Annotated in this window: 17 protein-coding genes; 16 read left to right on the top strand and 1 reads right to left on the bottom strand. The window is 38.1% G+C overall.

The genetic code is table 11. The features are described 5' to 3' along the window. Window positions 1–6: 6 nt before the first annotated feature. From atpC to DBU79_RS07180, 15 genes are all read left to right on the top strand, one after another. Complete coding sequence (atpC, locus tag DBU79_RS07250; RefSeq protein WP_154411997.1) at window positions 7–378, top strand: ATP synthase F1 subunit epsilon; 372 nt, start codon at window positions 7–9, stop codon at window positions 376–378. Between the two features lie 10 nt (window positions 379–388). Continuing rightward, entirely contained in the window at window positions 389–958 is a 570-nt protein-coding gene (locus tag DBU79_RS07245; RefSeq protein WP_000887326.1) for a MotA/TolQ/ExbB proton channel family protein, read from the top strand. Window positions 959–1,010: 52 nt separating this feature from the next. After that, on the top strand, window positions 1,011–1,412 hold the full coding sequence (locus DBU79_RS07240; RefSeq protein ID WP_001105106.1) for an ExbD/TolR family protein: 402 nt from the start codon (window positions 1,011–1,013) through the stop codon (window positions 1,410–1,412). An 18-nt stretch (window positions 1,413–1,430) separates the two neighbouring features. Beyond that, a complete protein-coding gene (locus tag DBU79_RS07235; RefSeq protein WP_154411996.1) occupies window positions 1,431–2,255 on the top strand; it encodes an energy transducer TonB in 825 nt (274 codons plus the stop codon). Further along, window positions 2,252–3,505, top strand: coding sequence for a Tol-Pal system protein TolB (tolB, locus tag DBU79_RS07230; protein ID WP_154411995.1), 1,254 nt, complete (start codon window positions 2,252–2,254; stop codon window positions 3,503–3,505). The genes DBU79_RS07235 and tolB overlap by 4 nt, the downstream gene beginning before the upstream one ends. 66 nt (window positions 3,506–3,571) lie before the next feature. After that, window positions 3,572–4,123, top strand: a complete 552-nt coding sequence (locus tag DBU79_RS07225; protein ID WP_154411994.1) for an outer membrane protein Omp18 — start codon at window positions 3,572–3,574, stop codon at window positions 4,121–4,123. Between the two features lie 7 nt (window positions 4,124–4,130). Further along, on the top strand, window positions 4,131–5,126 hold the full coding sequence (locus tag DBU79_RS07220; RefSeq protein WP_154411993.1) for a tol-pal system YbgF family protein: 996 nt from the start codon (window positions 4,131–4,133) through the stop codon (window positions 5,124–5,126). After that, window positions 5,113–5,670: an FKBP-type peptidyl-prolyl cis-trans isomerase gene (locus DBU79_RS07215; protein ID WP_140539813.1), complete on the top strand. Its 558-nt coding sequence runs from the start codon at window positions 5,113–5,115 to the stop codon at window positions 5,668–5,670. Before DBU79_RS07220 ends, DBU79_RS07215 begins: the two co-directional genes overlap by 14 nt. A 31-nt stretch (window positions 5,671–5,701) precedes the next feature. Further along, a complete protein-coding gene (locus DBU79_RS07210) occupies window positions 5,702–5,908 on the top strand; it encodes a hypothetical protein (protein ID WP_154411992.1) in 207 nt (68 codons plus the stop codon). Window positions 5,909–5,970: 62 nt separating this feature from the next. Beyond that, entirely contained in the window at window positions 5,971–6,174 is a 204-nt protein-coding gene (locus DBU79_RS07205) for a flagellar biosynthesis anti-sigma factor FlgM (protein ID WP_195834249.1), read from the top strand. Between the two features lie 139 nt (window positions 6,175–6,313). Beyond that, window positions 6,314–7,270 carry a DNA cytosine methyltransferase gene (gene dcm / locus DBU79_RS07200; RefSeq protein WP_195834248.1) on the top strand — a complete coding sequence of 319 codons (957 nt, stop codon included), beginning with the start codon at window positions 6,314–6,316 and terminating at the stop codon, window positions 7,268–7,270. 129 nt (window positions 7,271–7,399) lie between these two features. Beyond that, window positions 7,400–7,834 carry a hypothetical protein gene (locus DBU79_RS07195; protein ID WP_000260861.1) on the top strand — a complete coding sequence of 145 codons (435 nt, stop codon included), beginning with the start codon at window positions 7,400–7,402 and terminating at the stop codon, window positions 7,832–7,834. Window position 7,835: 1 nt separating this feature from the next. Continuing rightward, window positions 7,836–9,656, top strand: a complete 1,821-nt coding sequence (gene flgK, locus DBU79_RS07190; RefSeq protein ID WP_154411990.1) for a flagellar hook-associated protein FlgK — start codon at window positions 7,836–7,838, stop codon at window positions 9,654–9,656. A gap of 205 nt (window positions 9,657–9,861) precedes the next feature. Next, on the top strand, window positions 9,862–11,565 hold the full coding sequence (gene ggt, locus DBU79_RS07185; RefSeq protein WP_075646514.1) for a gamma-glutamyltransferase: 1,704 nt from the start codon (window positions 9,862–9,864) through the stop codon (window positions 11,563–11,565). Between the two features lie 267 nt (window positions 11,566–11,832). Beyond that, window positions 11,833–12,603: an HP1117 family Sel1-like repeat protein gene (locus DBU79_RS07180; RefSeq protein WP_154411989.1), complete on the top strand. Its 771-nt coding sequence runs from the start codon at window positions 11,833–11,835 to the stop codon at window positions 12,601–12,603. A 237-nt stretch (window positions 12,604–12,840) separates the two neighbouring features. On the opposite strand, the gene DBU79_RS07175 is transcribed toward DBU79_RS07180, so the two are convergent. Beyond that, window positions 12,841–13,041 (bottom strand): hypothetical protein, encoded by a 201-nt coding sequence (locus DBU79_RS07175; protein ID WP_154411988.1) that lies wholly within the window; start codon window positions 13,039–13,041, stop codon window positions 12,841–12,843. Between DBU79_RS07175 and DBU79_RS07170 the strand changes: the two genes are divergently transcribed. After that, the coding region (locus DBU79_RS07170; RefSeq protein WP_154412005.1) for a DUF3519 domain-containing protein at window positions 13,010–14,002 on the top strand (993 nt) is incomplete at its 3' end. The genes DBU79_RS07175 and DBU79_RS07170 overlap by 32 nt on opposite strands.

The raw sequence follows: 14,002 nt of genomic DNA, 5'->3' as shown, positions 1-14,002 counted from the left end.
TTTGCCATGGATTTATTAAAAATTAGTGTGGTCGTTCCTGAGGGGGAAGTTTATACAGGAGAGGTTAAAAGCGTTGTGTTGCCAGGAGTTGAAGGGGAATTTGGGGTGCTTTATGGGCATAGCAACATGATCACCTTGCTTCAGGCGGGAGTGGTTGAGATTGAAACCGAAAACCAAAAAGAGCACATTGCGATCAATTGGGGCTATGCAGAAGTTACCAAAGAACGGGTGGATATTTTAGCCGATGGGGCGGTCTTTATTAAAAAAGAATCAGACGACAGAGACGATGCTATCTCTAGGGCTAAAAGGCTGTTAGAGGACGCAAGCTCTGATAGGTTAGCGGTCTCTAGCGTGCTGGCTAAGATTGAGTCTCTTTAAGGGGATAATCATGTTAGATTCAATCGTTTATTTTTTCAATAAGAGCGGGTTTGTTACCACGCTTGTTTTAGTTTGGATTTCGCTTTATTTGGTGATGACTTTATGGGTCTTTTTGTATAAAAGCATTGTGTTAAAGATTGAACTCAGGCGCGAGATGCAATCTTTGTCTAACATTCTTAATGGAGCACAAGACGCTCCAGAGCATTTTATGTTTAATAAAAAAAGAAATGATGAGACCAAGAGGTATTCTAATGAATTGTTGCAGGCTTGGAAACATCAAGTTCTTAAGCAAAGCACGACGGGTTTAGTGGTGTTGAGCATCATCTCTTCTACAGCCCCCTTTATTGGTTTGTTTGGGACGGTGGTTGAAATTTTAGAAGCGTTTAACAATTTGGGCGCGTTAGGTCAAGCTTCTTTTGGAGTGATCGCACCCATTATTTCTAAGGCTCTTATCGCCACCGCTGCAGGTATTTTAGCGGCCATTCCAGCCTATTCTTTTTACTTGATTTTAAAACGCAAGGTGTATGATTTATCGGTTTATGTGCAGATGCAAGTGGATATTTTGTCTTCTAAAAAATAAAGCTTTTAAGGGGATTTTATAAATATCTTAAATAGGGAGTTAGAAGGTTTTTATGAATTATGATAACTATTGGGATGAAGACAAGCCAGAACTCAATATCACGCCCTTAGTGGATGTGATGCTTGTTTTATTGGCTATTCTTATGGTAACGACGCCCACTCTCACTTATAAAGAAGAGATTGCTTTGCCTTCTGGTTCAAAAACTGCTAGAGCCACTCAAGATAAAATGATAGAGATCCGCATGGATAAAGACGCAAAAATCTATATAGATAGTCAAACCTATGAATACAACTCCTTCCCGGATACTTTCAACTTGCTTTCTAAGAAATACGATAAAGATACTAGGGTTAGTATCCGTGCGGACAAACGATTGACTTATGACAAAGTGATTTATTTGCTAAAAACGATTAAAGAAGCGGGGTTTTTAAAAGTTTCTTTAATCACAAGTCCTTAAAAAGTAGGGCTAATTTGCATGAGTAAGAGCGCGATCTTTGTTGTTTCTGGCTTTTTGGCGTTCTTGCTCTATGCTTTGTTATTATATGGTTTGTTGCTAGAAAGACACAATAAAGAAGCGGAGAAAATCCTTTTAGATTTGGGCAAAAAAAACGAACAAGTCATTGATTTGAATTTAGAAGATTTGCCAAGCGATGAAAAAAAAGATGAAAAAATCGCTGAAAAAGCAGAAGAAAAAAAAGATGAAAAAGTAGTTGAAAAAAATGCAACTGATAAGGAGGGCGATTTTATTGATCCTAAAGAACAAGAAGAAAGCCTTGAAAATATTTTTTCTTCACTCAATGATTTTCAAGAAAAGACAGACACAAACGCTCAAAAAGATGAGCAAAAAAATGAGCAAGAAGAAGAGCAAAGGCGTTTAAAAGAACAGCAACGCTTAAGAAAAAACCAAAAAAATCAAGAGATGTTGAAAGGTTTGCAACAGAATTTGGATCAATTTGTGCAAAAACTAGAAAGCGTTAAAAACAAAACTTTAGATTTGCAAATTCCTAAACAAGATGGGGTTGATGAAAAGGCTTATCAAGAGTGGTATGCTCAAATCTATCAAATTTTATATAAAGGTTGGAAAGGGGTTTTTTACCACAAGGCTTCAGTGAGCGCGCTGATTATGATCACTAAAGATGGGGAGTTTGATTATACCATTCTTAGCTACTCCGATTTTAAGGATTATAACAACAGCGTGATAACCCTTTTAAATGATTTAAAGAAAGTGGATTTTCCTCCATACCCGGGAGGAAACATGATTTCTATTAAAGTTAATTTCACCACTAAGGAAGAACAATGAGGTGTTTATGGCTTTTTTTAATATGCACTATAGGGCTTTTTGCAACAGATAAAACACTAGATATTATTAAAACCATTCAAAAACTTCCTAAGATTGAAGTGCGCTACTCTATAGATAACGATGCCAATTACGCTTTAAAATTGCATGAAGTCTTAGCGAATGATTTAAAGACTAGCCAGCATTTTGATGTTTCTCAAAACAAGGATCAAGGCGCTATCAATTACGCAGAACTCAAAGATAAAAAAGTCCATCTTGTAGCACTTGTGAGCGTGGCGGTAGAAAACGGCAATAAAATTTCACGATTAAAACTTTATGATGTGGATACAGAAACGCTCAAAAAGACTTTTGACTACCCTATTGTAAGTTTAGATCTATACCCTTTTGCAGCGCACAACATGGCCATTGTGGTGAATGACTATTTAAAAGCCCCTTCTATCGCTTGGATGAAGCGCCTTATTGTTTTTTCTAAATACATTGGACCAGGAATCACAAACATCGCACTAGCGGATTATACGATGCGTTATCAAAAAGAAATCATCAAAAACAATAGGCTCAATATTTTCCCTAAATGGGCGAACGCTGAGCAAACGGAGTTTTATTACACGCAGTATGGCGAAAGAACGCCCATGATTTTAAAATACAACATTCAAAAAGCCACTCATGAGAATATCGCTAGCTCTCAAGGAATGGCTGTGGTCTCTAGCGTGAGTTCTGATGGCTCTAAAATTTTAATGTCTTTAGCCCCTGATGGCCAACCGGATGTGTATTTGTATGACACGCATAAAAAAACTAAAACCAAAATAACGCGCTATCCTGGGATAGATGTCTCAGGAGTGTTTTTAGAAGATGACAAGTCTATGGCTTTTGTTTCGGATAGATCCGGTTATCCTAACATCTATATGAAGAAATTGGGCTTAAAAGAGAGTGCGGAGCAACTCCTTTATGAAGGAAGAAGCAATGAATCCATTGACGCTTATAAAGATAGTATTGTGTATGTGAGCCGGGAAAACCTTAATGAATTTGGCAAAACGGTGTTTAATTTGAATCTGATCACTCTAAACAGCAAGTATATCCGCAGGCTTACCGTGAATGGCTCTAACCAGATGCCTCGTTTTTCTACGGATGGGAGAAATATCATGTATATCAAAAAGACACCCCAAGAATACGCCATGGGGCTTATTTTGCTAGACTATAACCAGAGTTTTTTATTCCCTTTAAAGAATGTGAAAATACAAGCCTTTGATTGGTAAGGTTAAATTAAGCGAATGTGAGTTAATATTTACACCTATTAAAATTTGATTCTTGGAGAATTTGTAATGAAGAGATCTTCTGTATTTAGTTTCTTGGTAGCTTTTTTATTGGTAGCTGGCTGTAGTCATAAAATGGATAATAAGACTGTGGCTGGCGATGTGAGCGCTAAAACGGTTCAGACTGCACCTGTTACTACAGAACCAGCTCCAGAAAAAGAAGAGCCTAAAGAAGAGCCTAAACAAGAGCCAGCTCCAGTGGTTGAAGAAAAACCGGCTATTGAGAGTGGGACTATCATCGCTTCTATTTATTTTGATTTTGACAAGTATGAAATCAAAGAATCTGATCAAGAGACTTTAGATGAGATCGTGCAAAAAGCTAAAGAAAACCACATGCAGGTGCTTTTGGAAGGCAATACCGATGAATTTGGCTCTAGCGAATACAACCAAGCACTTGGCGTTAAAAGGACTTTGAGCGTGAAAAACGCTTTAGTCATTAAAGGGGTAGAAAAAGATATGATCAAAACCATCAGTTTTGGTGAAACCAAACCCAAATGCACCCAAAAAACTAGAGAATGTTACAAAGAAAACAGAAGAGTGGATGTCAAATTAGTGAAGTAATTCTAGGATGAAAAGGCTTTTTTTTATCCCTTTTATCGCTCCCTTTTTTCTCAATGGGGAACCTTCAGCGTTTGATTTGCAAAGCGGGGCTACTAAAAAAGAACTCAAGCAGTTGCAAATCAACAGTAAGAATTTTTCTAATATTTTGACCAAAATCCATTCGCAAGTGGAGACTAACACTCAAGCTCAAGAGGGTTTGAGGAGCGTTTATGAGGGGCAGGCTAATAAGATTAAAGATCTCAATGACGCTATCCTTTCCCAAGAAGAATCCTTGCGAGCCTTAAAAGCTTCGCAAGAAGTGCAAGCTAACACATTAAAGCAACAATCGCAAACTTTAGAGGATTTGAGGAATGAGATTCGCGCTAACCAACAAGCTATCCAGCAGTTAGACAAGCAAAACAAAGAAATGAGTGAATTATTGACCAAGTTAAGCCAGGATTTGGTTTCACAAATCGCCTTAATCCAAAAAGCCCTCAAAGAACAAGAGGAAAAAGCTGAAAAGCCGCTCAAACCAAGCGTTCCGGCCAATAAAAACCCCTCTTTGAAAGCCGAAGCCCCAAAAAATCAAGAGAAAAAAACCCAAGAAAAGGCGAAAGTTGAGTTTGATAAAGATTTGTCCAAGCAAAAAGAGATTTTTCAAGAAGCTCTGTCTTTTTTTAGAAACAAATCCTATGCAGAAGCCAAAGAGCGCTTGTTATGGTTAGAAGCCAATAGTTACAGACTTTATTATGTGCGTTATGTTCTTGGAGAAGTGGCTTATGGAGAAAAGAGATACAGAGAAGCGATCAAGTATTACAAAGAGAGCGCTCTTTTAAATAAAAAAGCGTCTTACATGCCTGTGCTTTTGTGGCATACGGCATGGTCGTTTAAAAAAATCAAAGACGATCAAAACTATTATAAATTTTTAAACACTTTGCAACACTTGTATCCTTCAAGCGAACAAGCTAAAATGGCGCAAAAAATCTTAGAAAACAAGGAGAAACACCACCATGCAAAACCATGATTTAGAGTCAATCAAACAAGCCGCTTTGATTGAATATGAAGTGAGGGAGCAAGGTTCTAGCGAAGTGCTAGACAGCAACATCTCTAAAGAACCTTTAGAGTTTATTATAGGCGCTAATCAAATCATAGCAGGGTTAGAAAAGGCGGTATTAAAGGCTCAAATTGGCGAGTGGGAAGAGGTTGTCATCGCCCCAGAGGAAGCTTATGGGGTTTATGAAAGCAGCTATTTGCAAGAAGTCCCTAGAGATCAATTTGAAGGCATTGAATTAGAAAAAGGCATGAGCGTTTTTGGGCAAACTGAAGACAACCAAACCATTCAAGCCACTATCAAAGACTTTAGCAACACGCATGTGATGGTGGATTATAACCACCCATTAGCCGGGAAAACTTTAGCGTTTCGTTTCAAGGTTTTAGGTTTTAGGGAAGTGAGTGAAGAAGAAATTTTAGCTTCACACCATGGCGGTGGAACAGGTTGCTGTGGCGCTCATGGGGGTCATGGCGGAAAGAAAGGTGGGGGCTGTGGTTGCTCATGCTCGCATGGGTAGTAGGGTATAGGAGCGTTTAAAAGGCAAGGTCATGAATGGTTCTAATCTCAAGAATTGGCTGTTCCCTACCATTTGCTTTTTTTTGTTTTGTTATATTTTAATTTTTTTGATATTTTTTATGTTTAAAAGTTTGCAATCGCAATCTTTTGGCTCTGTGGCAGAAACCGGGAAAAAACCCATCACCACCACCAAGAAATTTGGTAAGGAATTGCAAAAACAGATTTCAAAAATCCATTAACTTTTTTCTTTTTTGCCGATACTTGCTGTAGTGGAATGAATATCAAATTAAAGGATTTTACAATGATCAATGCCGTTTCTTCTCTTACTCCGGTGCAATCTTTGGGGAATTACAAGCGTGTGGAAAAAAATGAAAGAGTTGAAAATAGCGAGGCCGCTCTTGATAGGGTAGCTGAAATCAAGCAAGCTATTGAAAATAATCAGTATAAAATCAACTTGCATGAGACTTCTCACAAAATGGCACAGGATTTATTGGGGATAGGATAAGGGGTTTTAAGGGCTTTGTTTCTAGGGGGGTTTATTCTTGCTGTCGTTTTGTTTTCCATTAAATTTTAGTTTCTTTATGTTTTGAGTTTATCGCTCTCTTAAATAGGGCATGTTTTTGTTGCGTGTTAGGAATGATTGATTGGGAATTTTGACTTTTATGGATTTTTGTTCTGGTATTGGTGGAGGCCGTTTGGGCTTGGAGCAATGCCGTTTAAAATGCGTAGGGCATGCAGAAATCAATCATGAAGCCCTTAGAACTTATGAATTATTTTTTAAAGATACCCATAATTTTGGGGATTTGATGCGAATCAACCCTAATGATTTACCCGATTTTGATGCGCTCATTAGCGGGTTTCCTTGTCAAGCTTTTTCTATCAATGGCAAAAGGAAGGGGCTTGAAGATGAAAGAGGGACTATTATTTATGGGCTTATTCGCATTTTGAAAGTTAAACAGCCTAAATGTTTCTTGCTTGAAAATGTTAAGGGCTTGATCAACCATAAGCAACAAGAAACTTTTAAAACCATTATCAAAGCCTTGCAAGAAGCGGGCTATACAACTTATTATCAAATTTTAAACAGCGCTGATTTCCAATTAGCCCAAAAAAGGGAACGCCTTTATATCGTAGGGTTTAGGAAGGATTTGAAACACCCGTTTAATTTCCCTTTAGGTTTAGCCAATGATTATTGTTTCAAGGATTTTTTAGACGCAGATAATGAATGCTATTTGGATACTAATAATGCTGCCTTTCAAAGATACTTGCGCAACCCATACAACCACAACCGGGTTTTTTTAGAGAATATCTTAACTTTAGAAAACGCCGTTTTAGACACAAGACAATCTGATTTGAGGCTGTATTTTAATGTTTTTCCTACTTTAAGGACTTCTCGGCATGGTTTGTTCTATACCCAAAAAGGCAAGATCAAAAGATTGAACGCTATTGAAAGCCTGCTTTTACAAGGATTCCCTAGAGGTTTGATCGCTAAGATTAAAGATAATCCTAACTTCAAAGAAAGCCATTTGCTATCCCAAGCAGGGAATGCGATGAGCGTGAATGTGATTGCTGCAATCGCTAAACAAATGTTAAAGGCGATTTAATAAAGGAGCTTTAAGGGGAGAGTGATTCCAAAATACCCCCTATCCCCTTAAGAAATTGGGTTTTATCATCAAATAAAATGGCATAGTATTTGCTTGAATACGGTTGAAACAAGAGCCAAAGGATTTGTTATGGTCGTTTTACATTCTCATTTAGAAAACGCGCTCAACCAATTGAAAGCATTGATTGATTTAACGGAGTGCGATATAAGAGACATCAAGCTCGCTAAACACGCCGAAATTTTTGAAAGAAACCATCAAAAACAGCTAGCGATTCAAGCTTTTGAAAAAGAAAAAGCAAATATAGATGCACAAATGCTGTCTTTAAAAAACCAATTCCCTAATAAAGAAATGAGTGAATTATTAGACGAAAAAACGAGCGATTTTTTAAACCAAATGCGAGAGTCCTTGCTTGTTTTGAAAGAAAAAAACTTGATTTATTCGCGCATGGCGTTTGCGGTTTCTGAGTTTTATTCTTCGCTCATCCAACAAATCATTCCCCATGACACTTGCGATTATAAAGGCTCTAGGCATGTGGGGAGCCATTTTTTAAGAGTGCAGGCGTAAAATGGGCGGAATCTTATCTTCACTCAACACTTCTTACACGGGCTTGCAAGCCCATCAAAGCATGGTGGATGTTACGGGGAATAATATTTCTAACGCTAGCGATGAATTTTATAGCCGCCAGCGCGTGATTGCAAAGCCTCAAGAGGCTTACATGTATGGCACTAAAAATGTGAATATGGGCGTGGATGTAGAAGCCATTGAAAGGGTGCATGATGAGTTTGTTTTTTCTCGTTACACGAAGGCTAATTACGAAAACACTTATTACGATACAGAATTTTCGCATTTAAAAGAAGCGAGTGCGTATTTTCCGGACATTGATGAAGCGAGCCTTTTTACGGATTTGCAAGATTATTTTAATTCATGGAAAGAATTGTCTAAAAACGCCAAAGACTCCGCTCAAAAACAGGCTCTCGCTCAAAAAACAGAAGCTTTAACGCACAACATTAAAGACACCAGAGAAAGATTAACGACCTTACAGCACAAGGCGAGTGAAGAATTAAAAAGCGTGATTAAAGAAGTCAATAGCTTGGGTTCTCAAATCGCTCAAATCAATAAACGCATTAAAGAAGTGGAAAATAACAAAAGCTTAAAGCATGCGAATGAATTAAGGGATAAGCGAGATGAGTTGGAATTCCATTTGCGAGAGCTTTTAGGAGGGAATGTTTTTAAAAGCAGCATTAAAACCCATTCGCTCACCGATAAAGACTCAGCGGATTTTGATGAGAGCTATAACCTTAATATTGGGCATGGATTCAATATCATTGATGGCTCTATTTTCCATCCTTTAGCGGTTAAAGAGTCTGAAAATAAAGAGGGTTTGAACCAGGTTTATTTTCAAAGCGATGATTTTAAGCTCACTAATATTACTGACAAGCTCAATCAGGGAAAAGTGGGGGCGTTATTGAATGTGTATAATGACGGCTCTAACGGGACTTTGAAGGGCAAATTGCAAGATTATATTGATTTGTTGGATTCTTTTGCTAGGGGCTTGATAGAATCCACTAATGCGATTTACGCTCAAAGCGCGAGTCATCATATTGAAGGCGAGCCTGTGGAGTTTAATAGCGATGAAGCCTTTAAAGACACTAACTATAATATCAAAAACGGCTCGTTTGATCTTATTGCTTACAACACCGATGGTAAAGAAATCGCCAGAAAAACCATTGCTATCACGCCCATTACAACCATGAACGATATTATCCAAGCCATTAACGCTAACACCGATGACAATCAAGACAACAACACCGAAAACGATTTTGATGATTATTTCACAGCGAGCTTTAACAATGAGACTAAAAAGTTTGTTATCCAGCCTAAAAACGCTTCGCAAGGGTTGTTTGTTTCTATGAAAGATAACGGAACGAATTTTATGGGAGCGTTAAAACTCAACCCTTTTTTTCAAGGCGATGACGCTTCTAATATCAGCTTGAATAAAGAATACAAAAAAGAGCCTACCACTATCCGCCCATGGCTTGCCCCCATTAACGGGAATTTTGATGTGGCGAACATGATGCAGCAATTGCAATACGATAGCGTGGATTTTTATAACGACAAGTTTGACATTAAACCAATGAAAATCAGCGAGTTTTATCAATTTTTAACCGGTAAAATCAACACGGACGCTGAAAAATCAGGGCGTATCTTGGACACTAAAAAAAGCATGTTAGAGACCATTAAAAAAGAGCAACTCTCTATTTCGCAAGTGAGCGTGGATGAAGAAATGGTGAATTTAATCAAGTTTCAAAGCGGCTATGCGGCTAACGCTAAGGTCATTACTGCCATTGATCGGATGATAGACACTTTATTGGGGATTAAACAATAAGTTTTCTGCCAATAGCGTTTTTATCAAATAGGCCTTATTTAACTTATTTTTTAAACTCTGTTTATTTTTAAAACTCATTTTTGAGCCTTTTTTATAACCAACACTCAAACGATAATGGTTAATAGCATCTATAAGCTATAAGCGAGAGGGTGTTTTGTAAAGCTTGTGTTATAATAACGATTATTGTTGATTGAAAGGAAAACAGATGAGACGGAGTTTTTTGAAAACGATTGGCTTGGGTGTGATAGCGCTCTCTTTGGGTTTGTTAAGCCCTTTGAGTGCAGCGAGTTACCCCCCCATTAAAAACACTAAAGTAGGCTTGGCCCTTTCTAGCCACCCGCTAGCTAGTGAGATCGGGCAAAAGGTTTTAGAAGATGGAGGTAATGCGATTGATGCGGCTGTAGCGATTGGTTTTGCTCTAGCGGTCGTCCATCCTGCAGCAGGCAATATTGGTGGTGGGGGTTTTGCGGTTATCCATTTGGCTAATGGTGAAAATGTTGCCTTAGATTTTAGAGAAAAAGCCCCCTTAAAAGCCACCAAAAACATGTTTTTAGACAAGCAAGGCAATGTAGTCCCTAAACTCAGCGAAGATGGCTATTTGGCGGCTGGGGTTCCTGGAACGGTGGCGGGCATGGAAGCGATGCTGAAAAAATACGGCACAAAAAAACTATCGCAACTCATTGATCCTGCCATTAAATTGGCTGAAAATGGTTATGCGATTTCACAAAGACAAGCAGAAACCCTAAAAGAAGCAAGGGAGCGGTTTTTAAAATACAGTTCTAGCAAAAAGTATTTTTTTAAAAAAGGCCATCTTGATTATCAAGAAGGGGATTTGTTTGTCCAAAAAGATTTAGCCAAGACTTTGAATCAAATCAAAACGCTAGGCGCTAAAGGCTTTTACCAAGGGCAAGTCGCTGATTTGATTGAGAAAGACATGAAAAAAAATGGAGGGATTATCACTAAAGAAGATTTAGCCAGTTACAATGTGAAATGGCGCAAACCTGTGGTAGGGAGTTATCGTGGGTATAAGATCATTTCTATGTCGCCGCCAAGTTCAGGAGGCACGCATTTGATCCAGATTTTAAATGTCATGGAAAATGCGGATTTAAGCACCCTTGGGTATGGGGCTTCTAAAAATATCCATATCGCTGCAGAAGCGATGCGTCAAGCTTATGCGGACAGATCGGTTTATATGGGAGATGCTGATTTTGTTTCAGTGCCGGTGGATAAATTGATTAATAAGGCGTATGCCAAAAAGATTTTTGACACTATCCAGCCAGATACGGTTACGCCAAGCTCTCAAATCAAACCAGGAATGGGGCAGTTGCATGAGGGGAGCAATACCACGCATTATTCTGTAGCGGACAGGTGGGGGAATGCAGTCAGCGTTACTTACACCATTAACGCTTCTTATGGAAGCGCTGCTAGTATTGATGGGGCAGGATTTTTATTGAACAATGAAATGGATGATTTTTCCATAAAGCCTGGGAATCCTAATCTCTATGGTTTAGTAGGGGGCGATGCGAATGCGATTGAAGCCAATAAGCGCCCTTTAAGCTCCATGTCGCCTACGATTGTGTTGAAAAACAATAAGGTTTTCATGGTGGTAGGAAGCCCTGGAGGGTCTAGGATTATCACTACGGTGTTGCAAGTGATTTCCAATGTCATTGATTACAATATGAATATTTCTGAAGCGGTCTCAGCCCCTAGATTCCACATGCAATGGTTGCCTGATGAATTGAGGATTGAAAAGTTTGGCATGCCCGCTGATGTGAAAGATAACCTCACTAAAATGGGCTATCAAATCGTTACTAAGCCGGTCATGGGTGATGTGAATGCGATCCAAGTTTTGCCTAAAACTAAAGGGAGCGTTTTCTATGGATCAACGGATCCAAGGAAAGAATTTTAATTCTTTGTCGTATACGGGTTTTTAATCCTATTTAGCCTTATTTTTTTGGGAGGGGGGATCTTTTAGCGAGAAAATCTTAAATTTAGTTTTAAAGTTTATAAAAATAGTGTAGAATTTCTCATTACAAGAGACGATATTAGATCTAAAATGGTGTATGCAGAATGGAGTTTGAGAATGTTTGCTGGTTCTAGAACGCATGCAGTTTCTTTTTTAAGATCGGTAGCTATTGGCATTATGTTTGATCTTATTAATAACAGAGGAGCAACAATGGGATATGCAAGCAAATTAGCCTTGAAGATTTGTTTGGTAGGTTTGTGTTTATTTAGCGCTCTTGGTGCAGAACACCTTGAACAAAAAAGGAATTATATTTATAAAGGGGAAGAAGCTTATAATAATAAGGAATACGAGCGAGCGGCTTCTTTTTATAAGAGCGCTATTAAAAATGGCGAGCCGCTTGCTTATGTTCTTTTAGGAATCATGTATGAAAATGGTAGGGGTGTGCCTAAAGATTACAAGAAAGCGGCTGAATATTTTCAAAAAGCGGTTGATAACGACATACCTAGAGGGTATAACAATTTAGGTGTGATGTATAAAGAGGGTAAGGGCGTTCCTAAAGATGAAAAGAAAGCCGTGGAATATTTTAGAATAGCTACAGAGAAAGGCTATACTAACGCCTATATAAACTTAGGCATCATGTATATGGAGGGTAGGGGCGTTCCAAGCAACTATGTGAAAGCGACAGAGTGCTTTAGAAAAGCGATGCATAAGGGTAATGTAGAAGCTTATATCCTTTTAGGGGATATTTATTATAGTGGGAATGATCAATTGGGTATTGAGCCAGACAAAGATAAGGCTATTGTCTATTATAAAATGGCGGCTGATATGAGCTCTTCTAGAGCTTATGAAGGGTTGTCAGAGTCTTATCGGTATGGGTTAGGCGTGGAAAAAGATAAACAAAAGGCTGAAGAATACATGCAAAAAGCATGCGATTTTGACATTGATAAAAATTGTAAGAAAAAGAATACTTCAAGCCGATAACTCTCAAACTTGGGCTTGATTCAAGGATTTTTGTTTTATTTTAAGTAGCATGTGTCTTTGAACAATTGATTTGAAGCGATAGATTAAAGATATTGCGTTTTTCATGGCTAAGTGGCTTTCTACCAAAAACTTTAGCCAAAAAACATTGCTTGCTATAACCTTGCTCTGTTTGTCTCGCCTAAATATTCTCTTAACAAATCTCTAAATTTAACAACTTCAAACAATAGCGAGCGGTTTTCATAAGCTTTTTAAAAACGACGCTAAGATCGCCGAAAGCCTAAAACCAGCTACAACGAAAAATTTAAGCCAAGGATTAGCGACCACTTTAAGCGGAGCGTTAAAATACCAATGGACTAAATTCACGCTAGGAACGCTATACAGAAACGCGCCTGATCGCATTTTAGGGATTAAACTACCCAAAGCGCTAAATGAAGCCACTGCAGGCGCAGCCCTAAAGTATCACATAAAACGAGCGTTAGAAAGAAGCCACTCAATAAGCGATTTCAGTAAGCAGTTAGAACTGAGCGCTAAAAAATCACACTTTAGCAACAACACGCTTAAAATCATTGAAGAGCTTAACAACGGCGTCAAACAAGCCAGCGAAGAAATCAAAGAAGCCACTAAATCGAGCAATTTAGTTAAAAGCATAAGAGAGCAAGATACGCGCCCTTTTGAAGTCATAGAAGACAAAGAAGCGTTTTTTAAAGATTTGAACCAAAATCTAAAAGATAACGCTACACCATTGCCTAAAGGCATGAGCGTTGAAGAGTTTAAACAAACTTTAGAGAGCGTGGAAAATAAAGACAGGTTTTTAGAACATTTAGAAACGAGAGATAACTCACAAGATAGATTAAAATTTATTAGCTTAATAGAACCAATTCTTAGAGAGCCTCACATTGAAATTTTTATTAAAGATAGAGATAACGCTATAGCTAAAAAAGAATATATCAAAGCGTTTAAAGATGAAAATAATACGCGCTTATATATGCTAATCACGCAAGATAATGATACGATTTTAAGGACTTTTATACCAAAATTGAATGAAAGGTATATGAGAAATCATGTAAGAGATGCTGACATTATCCACTCTTTTATTCAGCCGAACAGAACCGCTAAGAGCGACAACGCATTAAGCGATGTAGTGGTCTACGGAGAAAATACTACTAAAAAACCGCTAACCAGTCAAGAGGAATTACTCAAAACACAAGAAAACCCATTAAAAACAAGCGAAAATTTAAACCAAACCACACAAGAAGCTAAAAATTTAAGCCCACTAGAACAAGCCAACGCCGAAAAGCTTGCGAAATTAGAAAGCGAGCGATTAGAAAGCGAAAAAGAATTCACGCGCCTAAAAGAGCAAGAACAAGCGCGTAAAGAAGCGTTAAAAAAGAAATTAGAA

The organism is Helicobacter pylori (genome assembly GCF_009689985.1).
Classification (GTDB): Bacteria; Campylobacterota; Campylobacteria; order Campylobacterales; family Helicobacteraceae; genus Helicobacter; species Helicobacter pylori_CG.
Note: the sequence above shows the minus strand (reverse complement) of the source record. Positions and strands in the feature narration are given on the sequence as shown.